The organism is Mycolicibacterium sp. ND9-15 (assembly GCF_035918395.1).
Classification (GTDB): Bacteria; Actinomycetota; Actinomycetes; order Mycobacteriales; family Mycobacteriaceae; genus Mycobacterium.
The window spans coordinates 1,588,894-1,606,191 of record NZ_CP142362.1; the positions used below are offsets into that span (position 1 = coordinate 1,588,894).

The 17,298-nt window shown below is 65.6% G+C and carries 15 protein-coding genes, 1 pseudogene, 1 riboswitch and 1 other annotated feature; of the genes and pseudogenes, 7 read left to right on the plus strand and 9 right to left on the minus strand.

The annotated features are described in order from the left end of the window. Nucleotides 1–24: 24 nt before the first annotated feature. A complete protein-coding gene (locus QGN32_RS07795) occupies nt 25–216 on the minus strand; it encodes a hypothetical protein (RefSeq protein ID WP_326548024.1) in 192 nt (63 codons plus the stop codon). Then, nucleotides 173–284, minus strand: a riboswitch (SAM riboswitch). (Overlaps the previous gene by 44 nt.) Before the next feature lie 271 nt (nt 285–555). Here QGN32_RS07795 and QGN32_RS07800 point away from each other — a divergent pair. Continuing rightward, nucleotides 556–1,128, plus strand: coding sequence for a Uma2 family endonuclease (locus QGN32_RS07800; RefSeq protein WP_326548025.1), 573 nt, complete (start codon nt 556–558; stop codon nt 1,126–1,128). A 140-nt stretch (nt 1,129–1,268) separates the two neighbouring features. Here the strand turns inward: QGN32_RS07800 and QGN32_RS07805 are convergent, their stop codons facing one another. Genes QGN32_RS07805 through QGN32_RS07820 form a run of 4 tightly spaced genes read right to left on the minus strand, consistent with a single transcriptional unit; the run spans nt 1,269 to nt 7,868 of the window. Beyond that, nucleotides 1,269–2,441 (minus strand): Wadjet anti-phage system protein JetD domain-containing protein, encoded by a 1,173-nt coding sequence (locus QGN32_RS07805; protein ID WP_326548026.1) that lies wholly within the window; start codon nt 2,439–2,441, stop codon nt 1,269–1,271. Then, a complete protein-coding gene (locus tag QGN32_RS07810) occupies nt 2,438–5,821 on the minus strand; it encodes an ATP-binding protein (RefSeq protein ID WP_326548027.1) in 3,384 nt (1,127 codons plus the stop codon). The genes QGN32_RS07805 and QGN32_RS07810 overlap by 4 nt, the downstream gene beginning before the upstream one ends. Nucleotides 5,822–5,827: 6 nt before the next feature. Continuing rightward, nucleotides 5,828–6,406, minus strand: a complete 579-nt coding sequence (locus QGN32_RS07815; protein WP_326548028.1) for a DUF4194 domain-containing protein — start codon at nt 6,404–6,406, stop codon at nt 5,828–5,830. A 28-nt stretch (nt 6,407–6,434) separates the two neighbouring features. Then, nucleotides 6,435–7,868 (minus strand): DUF3375 domain-containing protein, encoded by a 1,434-nt coding sequence (locus QGN32_RS07820; RefSeq protein WP_326548029.1) that lies wholly within the window; start codon nt 7,866–7,868, stop codon nt 6,435–6,437. Between the two features lie 128 nt (nt 7,869–7,996). Between QGN32_RS07820 and QGN32_RS07825 the strand changes: the two genes are divergently transcribed. Together QGN32_RS07825 and QGN32_RS07830 are read left to right on the plus strand one after the other, a co-directional pair. After that, the gene (locus QGN32_RS07825) at nt 7,997–8,251 is read left to right on the plus strand and encodes a type II toxin-antitoxin system Phd/YefM family antitoxin (protein WP_326548030.1); all 255 of its coding nucleotides are present in this window, start codon (nt 7,997–7,999) and stop codon (nt 8,249–8,251) included. After that, nucleotides 8,244–8,657, plus strand: coding sequence for a type II toxin-antitoxin system VapC family toxin (locus QGN32_RS07830; protein ID WP_326548031.1), 414 nt, complete (start codon nt 8,244–8,246; stop codon nt 8,655–8,657). Before QGN32_RS07825 ends, QGN32_RS07830 begins: the two co-directional genes overlap by 8 nt. Nucleotides 8,658–8,699: 42 nt before the next feature. Here the strand turns inward: QGN32_RS07830 and QGN32_RS07835 are convergent, their stop codons facing one another. Beyond that, nucleotides 8,700–9,851, minus strand: coding sequence for a serine hydrolase domain-containing protein (locus tag QGN32_RS07835; protein ID WP_326548032.1), 1,152 nt, complete (start codon nt 9,849–9,851; stop codon nt 8,700–8,702). 116 nt (nt 9,852–9,967) lie between these two features. Between QGN32_RS07835 and QGN32_RS07840 the strand changes: the two genes are divergently transcribed. After that, a complete protein-coding gene (locus QGN32_RS07840; RefSeq protein WP_326548033.1) occupies nt 9,968–10,723 on the plus strand; it encodes an esterase in 756 nt (251 codons plus the stop codon). A gap of 53 nt (nt 10,724–10,776) precedes the next feature. Here the strand turns inward: QGN32_RS07840 and QGN32_RS07845 are convergent, their stop codons facing one another. Then, complete coding sequence (locus QGN32_RS07845) at nt 10,777–11,433, minus strand: mycothiol-dependent nitroreductase Rv2466c family protein (protein WP_442791829.1); 657 nt, start codon at nt 11,431–11,433, stop codon at nt 10,777–10,779. A 226-nt stretch (nt 11,434–11,659) separates the two neighbouring features. Here QGN32_RS07845 and QGN32_RS07850 point away from each other — a divergent pair, with 226 nt between their 5' ends. After that, nucleotides 11,660–13,417, plus strand: a complete 1,758-nt coding sequence (locus tag QGN32_RS07850; RefSeq protein WP_326548034.1) for a serine/threonine-protein kinase — start codon at nt 11,660–11,662, stop codon at nt 13,415–13,417. A gap of 315 nt (nt 13,418–13,732) precedes the next feature. Here the strand turns inward: QGN32_RS07850 and QGN32_RS07855 are convergent, their stop codons facing one another. Both QGN32_RS07855 and QGN32_RS07860 read right to left on the minus strand, forming a co-directional pair. Next, nucleotides 13,733–14,263, minus strand: a complete 531-nt coding sequence (locus QGN32_RS07855) for a hypothetical protein (RefSeq protein ID WP_326548035.1) — start codon at nt 14,261–14,263, stop codon at nt 13,733–13,735. A 217-nt stretch (nt 14,264–14,480) separates the two neighbouring features. After that, complete coding sequence (locus QGN32_RS07860) at nt 14,481–15,134, minus strand: NUDIX hydrolase (protein ID WP_326548036.1); 654 nt, start codon at nt 15,132–15,134, stop codon at nt 14,481–14,483. Between the two features lie 149 nt (nt 15,135–15,283). Between QGN32_RS07860 and QGN32_RS07865 the strand changes: the two genes are divergently transcribed. Further along, entirely contained in the window at nt 15,284–16,114 is an 831-nt protein-coding gene (locus QGN32_RS07865; RefSeq protein ID WP_326548037.1) for an ARPP-1 family domain-containing protein, read from the plus strand. Nucleotides 16,115–16,250: 136 nt separating this feature from the next. Continuing rightward, nucleotides 16,251–17,251, plus strand: a pseudogene (locus QGN32_RS07870) (IS3 family transposase); the annotation flags it as partial. Then, nucleotides 16,550–16,681 (plus strand) — a sequence feature (AL1L pseudoknot). It overlaps the preceding pseudogene by 132 nt. Nucleotides 17,252–17,298 lie beyond the last annotated feature (47 nt).

Here is a 17,298-nt window from a genome sequence, read left to right on the forward strand (position 1 = left end):
GTCGCGGCGACGTCATCGGGATGACTAGACCCCCAGATGCGGCACTCCAGCCACTTGTCCGGCGTCGCAGATGAGATGACCAGGTGCGTACGCCGCGCACTCGTCGTCGATCGGGGAAAGATCCCAGGCATAGCCGGACATGGAGACTCCCGAACGTCGGGCCTCCGGACGGGAGGCGCTCTTGCCGACACCGGTTGGTGTCAGCCGCTTCGTCATCCGAGCCACCCACGACCGTGGGGTTGGCGTGTCGTCCAGTCGAAGTTTGGCGACGACATCTCGTGAAGCTGTGTTGAATACCGCGGCCTACCGACACATCCCAGCATCGGTTCGGCCGAGGATGTGCCGGCCCTTTTGGCGACTGTCAGCGATCAGGCAGCGGCGCGGCGGACGACGGCTCGCTCGGTCACGTGAGCATTTCGTCGTGTCCTCCTTCGGCCGCACCGTCGCCCGCAGACCGGTCATGACCGACGGCATGTCGGTCACTACCGGGATGCTTCGACCCGAGCGCAGCCGCGAGCAGGCGTAGCCTGCTGCAAGAGGTACTGGAGGTGCACGATGGCGGGATTGGCCGAACTTCCGCGTGACCTGGTGACGCTCGAAGAGTGGGATGCGCTTGAGCTCGACGAGGCGCGTCGCTGGGAACTCGTCGAGGGGGGCATCGTCATGACACCGCGGCCGCGTCCGCTTCACCAGGTCGTGTCAAGGAACCTTGCGCAGCTGATCCGAGAGAACTTGCCCGCCTCACTCGTCGTGCTACAGGAGGTGGAGGTCACCGTCGAGGCGCGCTTCCCGCCCACGGTGCGCGACCCCGACCTGATTGTGGTGAACCGCAGTGTGGTGGATCGCAATCCAGTGCGAGTGGACCCGTCGGATGTCGTACTCGTCATCGAGATCGTGTCACCTGGTTCACGTCGAACCGACCGGGTGATGAAGGCATACGAGTACGCGAAGGCCGGCATCGGCCACTACTGGATCGTCGATCTCGACGCCGACGCGGACGAGCGATTCCTCGCGCAGGCGCTCCGCGAGGAGACGTATGAACGCGTCGGGGCGCTCATCGGTGACCAGGTGCAAACCAAAGAACCGCTGTTCCTGAACTTCGCGCTCGGCGAGCTGACCAAGCCCTGAGCGCACTGCTCGCCAGCGCAGCTCGCCTGGACGCACCCAATCCGTCGAAGGGCGCGTGCCGTTCCTGGACCACCGTGTCGCCGAAGTCGCGGCTCGCGCGCCGGTGATCGGATTCAAGAATCTCAGCCGCGGTGACCACTTCACATCTGAACACGAGTGGCAGCTCCTAGCCGCTGCTCGGCCCAGCACCAATCTATCCGTTCCTGTTCGAGACGAACGCGATGTCCCAGGCGGTCCTCCACCAAGTCGGTGTAGAGATTCTGCTCGTCGAGCATCAGTCGGGTGAGAACCGATGTCGCCGGGCGTTCTTCGGTCACCCAACGGTCGCGATGGGAAAGCAGGGTGTCACGGTCCATCAGCACCGAGCGCGCCCCGGGTAACCATGCCCGCAAGCGATCGAGAATGGCGAATCCGTGGGTGTCGATGTCTCCCCAGTAGACGATGTCTGCGCCGGATAGCCAACCCAGCCGACCCACGCTGTCCACCTCAAATCCCCTACCCCAGAACACCACACCCTCTTCGGGCACGTCGGCGCTCAGATAGCTGATCTCGTTCTCGATGATCACCGCAACGCGTGGTTGCACGGAAAGCTCCGCTAGTTCTTCTGCACGCACCGCAAGCTCCGTGAGTGGGGCGGGCAGACCCAGCGACCGTGCGGGCCGCAGCCGAACCAGAGCAGGCTTTGACCGCAAGCCCAGATCGGCCAGAAATCCCGAGGCTGACGCCGAAACTCCCAGCATGCCTGCAAGATCCGATCGGTGTCGCTCGGCGAACTTGGTGTCGACCCCGAGCGCGCTGATCTGACGCAGGTACCGCTGCGACTGCCGATGGCCGTCGAGCCACTCGTAGGCCGCGATCAGCTGCGGCATCTGCGGCGACAACGCCAGCGCGCGATGCGGGTGTGCGACGATCCACTCCCGAAGGCGTGGATGCCGCTGCGTCAGAGCCAACAGTTCATCGAAACGACGGACGATCGCCGCCACTCCCAGCAGCGCCCACGCCTGTTCGTACGAGGAAACCATGGCGCGGACTGGCAGTCGATTGCGTCCAATCTGCCTGCCGCCGACGAACTTCCATTCCAACCCATATCGGGCGTCGTCACGACGACCGGCGTCGAGGGCCGCCACCCAGTCACGGACCGTAGCGACGTCGTCGCCGATCTGCACCGGTCTTGGGCCGCGCAGCGGCACTTCAATGGAATTGAGGGATTCACCGTCGGCGTAGCCCCGCAGCAAGGATCCGTCATCCCACCGGCGTCTGACCTTCGCGGCGATGTCCTGCGGCGTGGTCCACCCGTGGCTGACGACGCTCACGTTCGGGTCCCGTCACGTCGGTTCCGGTATTCCTCGATGGTCATGGTCTGCAGCCGTGAGTATGTGCCGGTCGGATTGTCCACGATGCCAATCGCCTTCACGTACGGCTCGATGACGTGAACCTTCTGCAGCGGCGTGACGATCAGCAGCTGCAGTCCGAGTGCCGCGAAGAGATCCAGCGCGTACCGCGTCGAGATATCCGAGCCGCGCCCGAATGCCTCGTCGATGACGGCGACGCGAAAGTCGCGTGACCGCTCGGCACCCCATTCGAGCCCGAACTGGTAGGCCAGCGACGCGGCCAAGATCGTGTAGGCCAGCTTCTCCTTCTGGCCGCCGGACTTTCCGTCTGAATCGCTGTAGTGCTCCCACTCGACGTCCGTGTCGAAGTCGCGTTCGGAAGCCGAAAACACGAACCAGTTGCGCACATCGGTGACCCGCCGGGTCCAGCTCTTGTCCGATTCGGCGTAGCCGTCGCGACCGCGGAAGCGCTCGATGATCCGCTTCACGTCGAGGAACCGCTGCTCGGAGTACTGGTCGCCGTCGACGGCCAGGGTGTCATTGGTCAAATTGCGCAAGTCCGAACGAAACTGCGCGACATCCTGATTGGTGGTGGGTTCCTTCTCCAACCGAATGAACCGGCCGGGGTTGTAGGGCACCGCGCCAAGCGCGTCGTTGATCCGGTCCACGCGCTCGTCGATCGCCGACGCCTGCCGGTTCAGCCAGTTGTTGAACCCCGCCAACTCCTGGATGGCGTTCGTATTGAGCTGGTCCTTGAACTCGCTTTCGAACCGCGGCAGATCATCGGTGGCGACCCGGTCGCGGAACGCCAGGAAGTCGCCACGAGCCTCGACATTGGCATCCATGTCTGCGCGCAGCTCAGGCCACCGGTTCAACACCGCGGCCATGTGCTGGCCCAGGTTCAGCCCATGGCCGTTGAGTTCGCGGGTGAGGCGCTCGATGCGCCGGTGCAGCTCGGCCGAAAGCGCCGTCTCGACCTCCGCGCAGTCCGAAGCGCGCTGGGGCCGGCTCGCCCCGAGGCGTTCGTCGAGGGCAGGGTACGACGCGCGGGCCGCTTCCATTTGCTCCTGCGTATGCGCGACGACGAACTCGTCGTCCCGGGTGCGGTCCTGCTGCGCGCGCAGCACCGCGGCCTGGGTGGTGGCCAGCGCGCCGGTGAGCTTTTTGATCAGTGCCGCTACGGCGGTCGCTTCCTCGGCGTTGCGCTCCAGCGCCCGGGTGATCTCCTCCAGGCGGGACGAACCGGCCTGCAGCCGGATCCGTTCGGCGTCATGGCTTTCGGCGCGCGACACGGCCTCGTCGACGTCAAGGTCGGCCCACGAGCGGAATCCCTCGACCCGAAGAAACGCATCCAGCCGATGCTGCAGCACTTCCCGCTGCTTGCCAAGCCTGGCCGCCGCGGCGTCCGCCTCCGCACGTTCTTGCTCGAGCTCGGCGAGTTCGGTGCGCAGCGCGGCGATCTTTCGTTCGTTGACCCAGCCCAGGACCCAGCGCCGCGGGTCGTCGACCCGGTGCCGGTCGTCCTTTTCGTGCCGGTCGCCGGAGCGCACCTGACCCTCGCGGGTGACCGCGCGGCGCTGGCTGCGGAACTCGTCGAGGGTTGCCGCGCAACGGAAGTCGGCCCGCTTCATCAGCTCGTTGCGGAGGTACTCGTCGAACGGACCCTCCCGCACGTCGATGCAGTCGGCCAGCAGCAGCCCGTCCTGCGCTGTCGGCTGCAGCCGAACCCGGTGCTGCGGAACCCGTTCGTACACCAGCTTGGCGCCGCGGCCGGCCACGGTGAGTCGTCGTGCGTTGACCCACGCGGTGACGGCGTCGTAGTGCCGCTGGGGCACCAGCAGCGAGAGCGCGAAGCCACGCAGCACGCGTTCCGCCGCGCCCCGCCAATCGGCGTGTTCGTCGTGCACGTCGAGAAGCTCACCGGCGTAGGGCAGATCGTCGGCCGTGAGCCCCAGCGCCGCACACATCTCGGCGCGTACCGCGACCTGCTCGTGCGGCAGGTTGTCGGTGCGTTGCTCCAGGCTGGCGATCTCCTCGGTGATGACGCTGCACTTGCGTTGGCATTCCCGGGCGCTTCCGATCGCGTCGACGGTCGCGGTATCGAGGTCGCGTTTCTCGGCGGTCAACACGGGACGCTCGGTCGACACCAGCGTGGCCACGGCGGCGAATGCCTCGTAGTCGACGACGGGCTCTAGTCCGGCGTCGCCCACGGCAGCGTCGAACAACGTCCTTGCTGCACGCCGTGTTTCGGCCTGGGTTCGAGCCTCGTCGGCGAGCCGCTCCAATTCGCCGATGCGATCCCCGCCGGCCTTGGCGCGCTCCTCGATCAGGGATTCACGTTCGTGGTTGAGCTTGCGCTGTTCGGACTCGGCGGTGTCCTGCTGCTGCCACAGGGCCGCACCGTCGGCTTCGAGCCGGGCGATCTCGTCCGTGAGCATCTCGGAACGAAGTTCGGCGATGAACAGCCGGACCGCCGAACGCTCGCGCTCCAAGCCGTCGCGTTCGGCGAGTGCGGCGTCGTACTTGGCGGCGGTGTCCGCGATGGGTTGAAGCGCTTCGAGTTGCTCGCGGGCTCGTTTGACAGCGTCGTGCGCCTTGGTCAAGTCATCGAAGTGGCCGATAATGTGACTGATGCGGACACCGGCGTCGCTCGGCTCGAGCATGTGATCGCGCACGAAATCGTTCAGGTTCCCAACGGATTTCATCGAGACGGTCTGGTGGAACAGCTCGAGCGCCTGCTCCGAACGGATGCCGAGCAGGCGCCGCAGCGAGGTGGCGTACGTGGGGAACTCATCGAAGATCTCCGCCCCAGCAGCGCGCAGCCTCTTGCGCAGTTCGCGCAAGTCGGTGCCGAAGTCGGCGAAGTCCGACGCGATCATGAGTTCCTTGGTGGCGGTGAGGAAGAACCGGTAGGGCTGTCCGGTGCTCTCGCGCTGCTGAAACACCTGCGCCAGCGTGACCGTCTCGTCGTAGCCGTGGTTGCGGAAGACGCCGAGGATCACCGAGTAGGTGCGCTTGTTCTCGCGAAGACCTTTGGGGCGCGACTTGCCGGTGGCTTCGCTGCGCTCGGACTTGTAGTGGCCTTCGACGTAGGAACGCAGGGTGCGTTCCTTGGCGTCAGCACCGGCGGCCTTGTTGTAGGCGGCCCGGTGCGACGGCACCAGCAAGGTTGTGAGCGCGTCGACGATCGTGGACTTGCCCGACCCGATGTCGCCGGTCAACAGCGCGGTATCGGTGCCGGGCGTGAATCGCCAGATCTGGCCGTCGAACGTGCCCCAGTTGTAGACCTCGGCGTATTGCAGCCGGTACCCGGCCCGGTGGTCGTCGCCGAATTTTGCTGTGCTGAAGAGGGTTTCGCTCATCGTCGGTCACTCATCCCCGGCGGGCACGCCCGCATATTCGCGCAGCTTCGCGGCGAAGTCGGACAGGGTCTGGGCATCGACGTAGGCCTTGAGGACGCGCCGCACCTCCCAATGGTCGCGCTGACCGCGCAGCTGGCGCAGGAAGCCGAGCTCGGCGGCCTTCTTGATAGTCGTTTCCGCCTGGTCGACGACGCGCGCGTCGTTGGTGGACTCAACCTGAAATAGACGCAGCATCTCGACGATCTGGTCGGTGCTCAGCACGAGGCGGCCTTCACCGCCGCTGGTCTCGAACTCGACGAGTCGCTTGCGCAGCAGCACGAGCAGCAGGCTGACGTTGTAGGTGAGCGCACGTCGGCGCACCAGTCGTGGCAGCGCCTCCTCGCCGTCCTCTTCCGGCCGGGAGCGCAGGTAGGCGTACCCCTCGGCGTCATCGACCACCACATCGACGCCGATCGTGGCGAAGTGGTCTCGCACGCCGGCGCCCAGGCGTTCCAGCGTCAGCCAGGTGTCCTCGTCGGAGGTGCGGTACACGACGCCCTGCATCAATCGAATGATGGCTGCCGCAACGGCTCGCTCATTGCTCATCGCGGCACTCTCCTCTTCGCGCGAGCGCTCATAGGCGTCGCACCGTCACTTTCGGCAGCCGCGCCCGCTTGGTTATGTCCGGGTCTTCCGGATCGGGGTAGTGCAGGACGGTCTCGTCGGTTTCGTCCATGTCGATGCTTACGTCCTCGTCGTTGAGCGCCAGATAGCCGACGATCTCGGCCGCACCTTGCTCGATGGGGTGCAACGCGACGACGTCGGACAGCAGCGCCGAGGAGTTCTCCGGCAGCACGGCCCGGATGGTCTCGGCCAGCCGCGCCTGGTCGATGTAGGTCTGGGTGAACAGTAATCCGGTGTCGACCTCTTCGGTGCCTTCCGAGATGTGGCTCTCGACCGCGACCGCCACCGGCGCCTGGTACAGCGGGCGCTCGAACGGCAACGCGATCTCGATGCCCGGTTCGTCGACCTCGAGCCCGAATGACGGCGGCCTGTCGCGGACGTCGAGTGCGGCGGCCTCCACCGCCCGGACCAAGTCCAGGACACGCCGGTTCTCCAACCAGACCTGGTCGTCGAGGAAACGGCGCAGCTGCTCGGAGATCTGCCGGACGGTGCGCTGCGTCCGGTCGGCGGCCTCGGACCAGTCATGGTGGATGCCACGGACGCTTTGACTCCGCGGATCGCCTTCGATGGTGTCGAGGGCGCAGACCTTGGCGAGCAGATCGGCGAGCTCGGTCTGGCGCTGCTCGGAGAGCAGGAAATCGTAGAACGCCTGGAAGCTGCGGCCCTGGTCGGAACCGGCGATCTCGGAGCGGCTGCCGACCAGTTCGGCGAGCAGTTCGCCCTTGGAGCCCTCCCAGGAGGCGATCTTCTCGCGCGCTGCCCGGTCCAGCAGCCGGAAATTTTCTTCGACCTCGCGGAAGTCCGACAGCAGTTCCCGCGCGGTGGTGGACAGCTGTTGATAGCGGTCGCGCACCCCGGTGGCGTCCAGCATGGGAACGTTGCCGGCCTCTACGGCGGCGATCTCGGCGTCGAGTTCGTCACGGCGGCGGTGCAATTCGGCCAGCCGGACTTCGGGCTGGACCTCGGTTCCGTGCACGATCTGGCGCAGCAGCTCGACCACGGTGTGCAGCCGGGACTCGGTTCCAACGAAGGCCCTGCCCTGCAGGCTGAGGACCCAGGCGTAGGCCTTCTCGAACGCCGGGGTCGCCTCATAGTGGACCTCGTCGTCGCCGGGCGGGTAGAACCGCCGTAGATACCCGGCGTCGGTGGCCGCCCAATCCTCCAGATAGGCACGCGGCTCCTTCGGGTACCGGTCCTCGTCGGTGTCGAGCGCGTACAGATGGTCGTCCAACGCGTCCGCGACCGTGCTTGCGGGGCAGGCCCCACGGTTGCCCTCGACGAAGAACTCCCCCAGAAACGACAGGATCAGGCTGGAGTTGCCGGCGCGCAGCAGTCGCCATGCCGGGTGCCGTTCCCGCACGGCGGTGATCGCCTGGTAGTCCACGACCGAAGCGTAGGCAATGGCCCCGACAAATCGGGCCGTGGCAGGTGACCGGCTGAAAGGTGTCGGCGAACCCGTACATAGCTGTAAAGTCGCGAATGTACCTGGTAGCACGGGTGCTACGCTGGGGCGTGACCAAACGGATTACCCAGCGGGAGCTGCGCAATAACAGCGGCGAGATCATGCGCCAGCTTGACCTAGGCGAGTCGTTCGTCGTGACCAGGAACGGAGTTCCGGTCGGCGAGCTTTCCCCGGTGCGCCGGCATCGCTTTGTCAGCGCCGAGGCGGCCGTCGCCGCGTTCAGGGGTGCTCCGCGGGTGGACTTCGACCAATTCCGAGCAGATCTCGACCGAGTCGCCGGCCAGGACATCGCCCCTCGTGGCTGAGGCCCGGCGGCCACTGCACGGCCTCATCGACACCTCGGTCGTCATCGATCTGGATCAAATCGACGCCGAGCGACTCCCCGTCGAACTCGCCATCAGCGCAGTGACCATGGCAGAGCTCGCCGCCGGCCCGCACGCGACGGTCGATGCCGGCGAGCGAGCACGGCGCCAAGATCGCCTACAACGAGCCGAAGCCAACTTTGATCCCCTGCCGTTCGATGGCGAATCGGCGAGGGCCTATGGGCGCGTATATGCCGCGGTCGCCGCGACGGGCCGCAAGGCACGTGGCCCCCGAGCCGTCGACCTGTTGATCGCCGCCACTGCCCTCGCCGCCAACCTCCCGCTCTACACGCGCAACGTCGACGACTTTCGAGGGCTTGAAGAGATCCTGCCGATTTTCGGTGTCTGAACCGCGGCGCGTCGCAGCGCTCGAGCACTCTGGCGCGCTTGCTCAGGAGACCGACGTGCCCAACTCGGCGTACACCGCAGCTTCGAAGCCGAGGATCGTCTTGACCATCTTGTCGTCGAAGAACGGCAGCAGCTGCGTCGCGATCACGGCGCCGATCCCCGCCTTGCGGTCGATCCAGAAGAAGCTGTTGAACAGCCCCGACCAGTCGGCCGAGCCGGCGTTGCGCATGCCGGGCAGGTCGGTCAGGTACAGATGGAACCCGAGGCCCCATCCTTGCGGCACGTCGAGGGACTCGACCGGGTTAGACAGCTCGGGGACAGTCGGTTCCATCGTCTTCGGTAGCGGTGCTCCGTCGAGGTGGTCGCGCAGTGCGAGTTCCATCGTCTCCTCGTTGAGGATGCGCGCGCCGTCGAGCTCGCCGCCGTTGAGCCAGGCGCGTACGAAGCGCCCGTAGTCGGCGATCGTCCCGTAGGACCCGTGGCCGGCGGCGTCCCACTCCGACTCGGCCGGCAGGTCGAGTTCAGTCGTCACGAGGCCGCCGTCCGGCGCTCGGAAGCGGATGGGTAGCAAGCGAGCGCGCTGCTCGTCGCTCGGCGCGAACGTCGAGTCCGTCATTCCGAGTGGGCCGTAGACGTGCTCGGCAAGGTAGTCGGCAAGCGTCTGGCCGCTCACTGCCTCGACGACCATGCCGAGCCAGTCGGTGCTGACGCCGTACTCCCAGACCGTGCCGGGGTCGTTGACCAGCGGCGCGCTGATGCCCTGTTTCTTTCCCTCGAGCGGGGTGGGAAAGCCTTGCTCGTTGCAGTAGGTGAAGAGCTTCTCGTTGAGGAAGTGGTAGCCGCAGCCGGCCGTGTGGGTCATCAGGTGCCGGACGGTCGGCTGTGTCTTGGGCGGGCGCAGGACCGGCTCGCCGCCATCGAAGCTCTCTAGGACCTGGAGCTCGCCGAACTCGGGCACGATCGACGCGACCGACGCGTCGAGCTCAACGCGCCCCTGCTCGACGAGCTGCAGCGCCGCGGTGCTCGCGAGCGCCTTCGTCATCGATGCATTGCGGAACATGCTGTCTCGCTTGGCATCTCCTGCTGCACCCTGGTAGAGGACGCCGTCGCGGCCGACCACTGTGGCGGCGACGCCGTGCAGCGACCCGTCGGCGGTCACGCCGCTCAGCAGGTCGTCGATTCTCTCGAACCCCATGTCCAGCTCCTCTGTTCTCGGGGATCATCGCACGTGCGGTGGGATACGCCGACCCAAATGCTGCGGTCACGTATGTTCGCCGCCTATCTTCTCGTTCACGACGGCAGGAGCAGCACATGCAGAAACGCCATCTCGTGGTTGCGGTCGCGGTGATCCTCACCGCGGCGGCGTGTGACAGCTCCACCGAGTCGGCGGAATCGTCGGAGGCCATCACGACGCCGCCGACAACATCGACGTCAACTCCGACCACCACGGCCGCCGCATTCTCCGCGTGTACCGAACTCGAAGGGACGGTCGGCGACGCCAACCTCTGCACGGTCCACACGGAGACGCCCAACTACACGATCGACATGAGCTTCCCGATCGATTACCCCGATCAACGCGCGGTGGCTGACGCCCTGACCAACGAGCGCGACGGGTTCATCGCGCTGGTCGAGGAGCCACCGGTCCGCGAGGTGCCAAAGGCGCTCGATATCAAGTCGCAGACATTCCGGTCGGGAACTCCGACCTCAGGTACCGAAAGCCTGGTTTTCGAGTTATATAGCAACTTCGGTGGCGCACATCCGGTTACGAACTACCGTGCCCTGACTTTCGATCTCGGCAAGAAGGCGCCGATCACGTTCGACACGTTGTTCAAACCGGGGGCCGACGCGGTCGCCGTGCTCGATCCCCTCGTCGCGGCCGAGTTGACGAAGCAGTTACCGGGCGCACCCATCGGCGACAATCCCGTGGGCGCGGAGATGTACAAGGACTTCGCCCTCACCGATGACGCGGTGCTCTTCTTCATCAGCCAGGGCCAGTGGACCATCTCGGCCGCCGGAGCCCAGACGGTCTCGATCCCCCGCACCGAACTCGCACCGATCCTGGCCTGACGCATCGCTCGACTACTGGTTTGGACTCCGGGGCGAATCGCTGATGCGACGCCTCAACGCGGCGGCTCGAAGGTAACGACCTTGCCCCGGTTGATCGACACCCAGTCCCTGGCCTCCAGGTACGGGCGGAAGGTCTCGGTGATCGCCTCCTGATCGGCGGCCGTCTTGGGCCGCTGCAACTCGTAGAGATGCGGGAACTCCGTCCACGCGACGACGGCCTCCCACAACCGCACCGCCGCCTCGCCCACCGGTGGATCGATTAGGACCGGCCCGAACAAGCACTGACCGACGGGGAAGAACAAAGTTGGCACACCGTAGCCGCCCGCGTCGACGACACGCTGGTGGTCGGCCATCACCTCGTCGCTGGTGGTCGGGTCGGCGATGGCTTGGTCGACGAGGCCGGGATCGAAGCCGAGTTCTTCCAAAAGGGCTCGGGCGACGTTCTTTTCGTGCGGCTTGAAACCCTCGACGTGTAGAGCGCGTGCCGCGCGTTCGTACCACGCGTCGACGTCGGCCATCGACTGGCGGCGCAAGAGCGCGCCGATACGCATCATCGACCACCCGTAGGACCACTCCCGCTCCCACGGGTGCTTCTTGCCGTCTTGGCGGTTGATCTCCTCGAGGCTGAAGAAGCGCCAGTTCACCTCGAGGCCGGTCAGATCGCGCACCTCGCGGATCCATCGCGACGTCTGATACGCGAACGGGCACATGACGTCGAAGTGAAAGTCAACGGCGGCAGATTGATTGGTCACATCGGGACCTCCGTTGAGCGGCGAACGTTGGTCGTCATCCTGCCAGCTGCTCGTGCCGGAGTCGATGGCCATCGACCACCTCGATGGATCCCTACCTGCAGGTCCAGTGCGCGACGGTGGAAGCGGCACCTGGCCTGAGCGCACGAGTTCGCGGGCTGGCCCGGCCGGTTTGTAGGCTTCGGGTATGCCGTTGAACGACGGTGAGGTTTTCGCCGGCTACGTTATCCAACGGTTGCTCGGCTCTGGAGGCATGGGCGAGGTCTACCTCGCCCAGCATCCTCGGCTGCCTCGCCTCGATGCGTTGAAGATCTTGACCGCCTCCGCGACGGTCGACGAGGAGTTTCGCGCGAGGTTCAACCGTGAGGCCGACCTGGCAGCCACGCTTTGGCACCCGCATGTCGTGGGCGTTCACGATCGCGGCGAGTTCAACGGCCGGCTGTGGATCTCCATGGACTACGTGGACGGCACGGATGCCGGACAGTTGCTGCGGGATCGCTACCCGGCCGGGATGCCGCAAGACGACGTCGCCGACATCGTGACGGCGGTTGCCGACGCGCTCGATTTCGCCCATGAGCGCCGCATGCTGCATCGCGACGTCAAGCCGGAGAACATCCTTGTGACAATGTCCGACAGTCACCGGCGCCGGGTGCTGTTAACCGACTTCGGGATCGCCCGCAGAATCGATGACGCCAGCAACCTGACCGAAGCCAACGTCGCGATGGGAACCATCAATTACGCGGCGCCTGAGCAGCTCTTGGGCAAGGCGCTTGACGGTCGGGCCGATCAATATGCGTTGGCGGCCACGACCTTTCACCTGCTGACCGGAGCGCCACCCTTTGACGACGAGAACCGCGCCGTCGTCATCAGCCATCACCTGAGTTCGCCGCCGCCGCGGTTGTCTGAGCGCCGCCCAGATCTCGCGCATCTTGACGCGGTGCTGGCAACGGCGCTGGCGAAGGACCCGGTCGACCGGTACCCGCGGTGCATCGACTTCGCCCGGGCTCTTGCGCAGCCGCCAAGTCCGCGCCGCGAGGCCGCCTCAGGCGAACGTCCGGGCACCGAGCGTCTCGAGCGCATGGTGGTTCACGGCACGGCGCGAGGGGTGAGTCAACACTCGGTCGGGGGCCAACATCCCGTCGCGATCCTGTCGTTCTGGGTGCAGCCGTACGACTCAGTAGGCAACCAGCTTCCTCCCGTACGGGTCGAAATGCCGACGCAGGCGGCCGCCGGGCAACTCACAGACGGCGACGAGGTCGAGGTCAGCGGCGTCTGGGATGGCAATGCCCTTGACGCCGACACCATCGGCAACTTTTCCGCCAAGCCTCCTCCGAAGCGACGACGGACGCGGCGCCCCGCCAAGGTGCGAAGTGACAAGGGCCGGAAAAGCGGCAAGGCCCGGGTGGTGGCGATCGTAACCGGCGTCTGTGTCATCGCCTTGATCGGGGCGATCGTCTACCTCACCGGCGGGTTCGGGTTGGGGGATCGCACCGGCCCCGTGGTGGAACCGATTCGCGCAACGGTGTTTTCACCCGGCGGCTCCCCCGACAATCCACAATCGGCCGAGTTGGCGATCGACGACGATCCGTCCACAGCGTGGTCGACGGTCACCTATACCGACGCGGTCCCCTTCCCGAATTTCATTGAAGGCATGGGGCTGATGCTGCAGCTGGCCGAACCGACGGCGCTCAGCGCGGTCGCGATCGACGTGTCCAGCACGGGAACCCAGGTGCAGATCCGTGCGTCGCCGACCGCCACACCAGCCACATTGTCCGACACCACCGAACTGACGCCTCCCACATCGCTGCAGCCTGGACACAACCGCATACGGGTGAATGACGAGACCAAGACGTCCAATGTGCTGGTGTGGATCAGCACCTTGGGCACCACCGACGGCAAGAGCCGGATGGAAATCTCCGACATCACTCTCTACGCCGCTGGGTAATTTGCGTCGAGGCCTTGCCATGCGCAGGTGGACAACCGGGTAGCACCACCCGGCTTCGATCGTCTGTTTCCACGGCCGTCGTCATACGATGAGTGCATGCCCACGATCCCACAATGGGACATCCAGTCGGCATAGGCTGTGCTGCGATCGAGAGGGCGCCGCGAAAGTCGCCGGCCGATCGGCATTAGCGAAGCGCCTACCGTGTCGAACCCACGTCAACTTCGGAGTGAGGCGCGCGAACTCGAGCGTACCGTCGAGACGGTGCTGGCCGGCATGCCGATGCCAGTCGCTTCGGTGTGCCGGCGTTGAACAGCTTTAGTGTGGGACGGCGTTCCTTCTTCGCGTCGAGCCAGCCGGTGAGGTCTGCACCCGGATGGCCGTGTACCGCCAGCGCCAACCGCGAGGAGGTCTTCTTCGCCGACGCCCACGCCTGTTCGGACTCTGTCCGGGCGCGCCCCGCCAGGCATTGCTTGGTGTAGAACGCCTGTCGGGCAGCGGATCCACTGCGATGCGGAACAGGCCGGGCAGGACTCGCGCCCTGATGTCGTCGGGAAGGCGCTCGTCCTTGACGAGGGCGAAGACGTCGTCGACGGCCCGCAGGGCGGGGTTGACGTTGTCGTGGATGGACACCTTGGAGTCGGTTCCGCGAACGACCTCGACGAGCCGGGCGTCGACTCCGGTGTCGCGGATCACCGACGCCAACCGGTCGTCGTGGGAGAACACGATGACCTGATGCGTTTGGACGACTTCGGAGAGAACCTGGACGAACCCGTCGATCTTCGCGGGATCCATCGCCTGGATGGGGTCGTCGAGCACGATGAACCGGAAGGGGCTGTCGGCGGCCATGGCTCGCGGTGCACGACCTGACGATGTACACGGAGATTCCGCTGCGGAGGTATCGAATGTTCATCGACGACTTTGTCGAGCGGGTGGGGCGAGACTCCGGAGCTGCTTGGCGACGCGGGCGGCACAGTCGAGGTGGACCGAGTGCTGCTCGAGATGGAGAGCGACTCCATTTCTCGATCGGATCTTCAAGCGGCTGAGAGTGATCCGTGGCGATTGATCACTCAGCGCGACGGAACAGCTCCGCAGGTCTACCGCGCCCGCTGATGCTGGTGGCACCGGTTGCAACGAGCTGGCTTTCCATGGCGCGTCGGAAGGTGTCGCGTTGTAGTGGCTCTGCAGCGATCACCTCGTGTGCGATGCGCAACTCGCGGAGCGTGAACTCGTCGCCGAGAAGGCCGTCCGGATCGGGCTTGTCTCGATAGCGCGACCGAACATCGTCAACCGCAAGCTTGATGATGTCTGCGTGATCGAAGGGCAGCCGTCCGGGCGCGTCGGTGGATACGAGTCGTGTTGTCTCGGCGAAGCGATCGGCCAACTGCTCCGGCCGAACCACTTGCAGGTGGGCGACGGATAACACCCAACCGCGGTCATCGCGCGTCGGGTTGTCGAAGACGTGGAGCTGTCGCGGGTGTAGGCCGCGCACGTTGGCCTTGTCGCGAAGAGGCCGGTCGACGGCGTCGGTGAGCGTCTCCCCCTCGTGGAGGAAGGTGCCGGGCAGCGCCCAGTCCGCACCCTGCGGCCGGCGTACTTCGAGCACGGCAAGCCCGAGACGGGGGTCAACCGTGAGGACGGCCGTATCGACGGGCACCGACGGCCACGGGTGATCCGTAAGGGATTTTCCGCTGGCGTCTCGGGACGTTTGGTCGCTCATGACGGAGCAGCCTTCTCCACTTGACAATTAGCGCATTTTTGCGCATAATCGCCTAGGGGTACATTACCGCGCCACTGACGAACACATCCATGTCGGCGCCGGGCAGTTGAATTGGGGGCAGCATGCAGAGAGTTCACGTAGGTGACGGTGTGAGCCGCGTTGCGCTGACGGTATTTCCTGTATGGGGGGAGATTGGTATCGAGCGCGACTACAGCACCGCAATCGCGGATGCATACGTCAGCGAAAAGGCCACTCCCGATGTCTCGACGCTGATGGTTGCGAACACCGGGAGCCGTCCGCTGCTGCTATTAGAGGGCCAAGTGCTCGACGGCGGCTGGCAGAATCGGATGGTCGCCCGGTCGGTAGTCGTCGCGCCGAACGACGAAGTCGCGGTCGATGTCGTATGTGTAGAGGCCGGCCGCTGGGGCGGTCAACGACGCCACGCGGGCTTGCGCCGACGTGCTTCCACGCGACTGCAAGCCGGCCTGCGCGCCGGTGACAATCGGCAGAACGAAGTCTGGAAACGAGTATCCGAGTATGAGTCTCGCTATGGAGCCAATGCCACGTCATCATTCAGTGAGCACGCCAATCGGGCGGCCGGCGACATCAGCCGTCTGACGGATGGACTGCGGCCGTTCCCCGGACAGATCGGGATAGTGATCGCAATCAGCGGCTACCCGCTGTCCGCGGAACTCTTCGACTCCCCGACGACCTTGGCCGAACAATATCAGCCGATAGTCGCGGCGGCTGCAATGGATGCAGTCGGCCGACCTGGTGAGGTCACGCCGTCGCGACGGGTTCGGCGCTTCATCAATCATGCGAACGAGATCCCGCTGCGCCGCACTGTGGCGGCCGGTGCAGGGGTCACCTTCGTCGGCGATACGGAAGATTCCTCTGTCTCCCTGCTGCGATGGCAGCGTCGTGACGTGCACACAAGCGTGCTCAACCTGCGGCACGAACTGGTCGGATGCTCGACATGAGTCGAAACGGCGCTGGCGTTGCGACCTCGGCTTCGCGACATCCCACCGTAGATAAAACACCTCCTTGACGCGTTATCACTCTTGAATCGCCCTGGAAATCCCGGAGGCTCCTGACCTTGAAAACGAGGATGCAGGTATGCCGAAGGAGCAGTCGCCGGGGAAGCCGACCACGCGCCGCTATAGCCCGGAGGAGAAGGCCGCCGCGGTGCGGATGGTGCGGACCCTGCGCGCCGAGTTGGGTACCGAGCAAGGCACGGTGTCGCGGGTAGCCCGGCAGCTCGGCTACGGGGTGGAGTCGGTGCGGTCCTGGGTGCGCCAGGCCGACGTCGACGACGGGCACGCGCCGGGGGTGTCGACCGCGGAGTCTCAGCACATCAAGGATCTCGAGCAAGAGAACCGAGAACTCAGGCGCGCCAACGAGATTCTGAAACGAGCAGCGATTTTCTTCGGGGCGGAGCTCGACCGCCAACACCGCAAATAGTCGCCTTCATCGACGCCAATCGCGATGAATTCGGGGTCGGGCCCATCTGCACCGTCCTGCGATCTGCAGGGGTGTCGATGGCCCCGAGCACCTACTACGACGCCATGAGCCGGCCACCGTCGCGGCGGGCCCCACGCGATGCGGTCCTGGGCCCGGTGTTGGTGGCGCTCTGGGGTCCGCAAGCTGTGGAAAGCGGCACGTCGGGCCGGCCACGACGTGGGCCGTGACCAGGTGGCCCGCCTGATGCGCACGGCCGGCATCGAAGGTGCGCGCCGCGGTAAACGGGTCAAGACCACCCGATCCGATCCGGCCGCTGATCGGCATCCCGATCTGGTCGGGCGTGACTTCACCGCGTCGGCGCCCAACCAGCTCTGGGTGACCGACCTGACATTCGTACCGACCTGGGCCGGAGTGGCCTACGCGTGCTTCCTCATCGACGCGTACAGCAGGATGATCGTGGGGCTGGCGCGTCGCCGCGCACATGCGCACCACCATGGTCCTCGACGCGATTGAGATGGCGCGCTGGTCCCGCGGAATTCTGTTGCCCGGCTTGAACATGTCACTCGGATGTCGGATCTCAGTTCACCTCGATCCGATACGACGAACGACTCGCCGAGATCGGCGCGGTGCCCTCCATCGGATCGGTTGGCGACAGCCTGTTGACCGGCAATCAGTAGCCGTTGAGCCACGTAAATGACACGCC

Bases quoted from the DNA above. Each gene is read 5' to 3' on its own strand.
- QGN32_RS07795 (WP_326548024.1), bottom strand. From the start codon at position 216: ATGACGAAGCGGCTGACACCAACCGGTGTCGGCAAGAGCGCCTCCCGT.
- QGN32_RS07800 (WP_326548025.1), top strand. From the start codon at position 556: ATGGCGGGATTGGCCGAACTTCCGCGTGACCTGGTGACGCTCGAAGAG.
- QGN32_RS07810 (WP_326548027.1), bottom strand. From the start codon at position 5,821: ATGAGCGAAACCCTCTTCAGCACAGCAAAATTCGGCGACGACCACCGG.
- QGN32_RS07815 (WP_326548028.1), bottom strand. From the start codon at position 6,406: ATGAGCAATGAGCGAGCCGTTGCGGCAGCCATCATTCGATTGATGCAG.
- QGN32_RS07835 (WP_326548032.1), bottom strand. From the start codon at position 9,851: ATGGGGTTCGAGAGAATCGACGACCTGCTGAGCGGCGTGACCGCCGAC.
- QGN32_RS07840 (WP_326548033.1), top strand. From the start codon at position 9,968: ATGCAGAAACGCCATCTCGTGGTTGCGGTCGCGGTGATCCTCACCGCG.
- QGN32_RS07845 (WP_442791829.1), bottom strand. From the start codon at position 11,433: ATGTGCCCGTTCGCGTATCAGACGTCGCGATGGATCCGCGAGGTGCGC.
- QGN32_RS07850 (WP_326548034.1), top strand. From the start codon at position 11,660: ATGCCGTTGAACGACGGTGAGGTTTTCGCCGGCTACGTTATCCAACGG.
- QGN32_RS07855 (WP_326548035.1), bottom strand. From the start codon at position 14,263: ATGGCCGCCGACAGCCCCTTCCGGTTCATCGTGCTCGACGACCCCATC.
- QGN32_RS07860 (WP_326548036.1), bottom strand. From the start codon at position 15,134: ATGAGCGACCAAACGTCCCGAGACGCCAGCGGAAAATCCCTTACGGAT.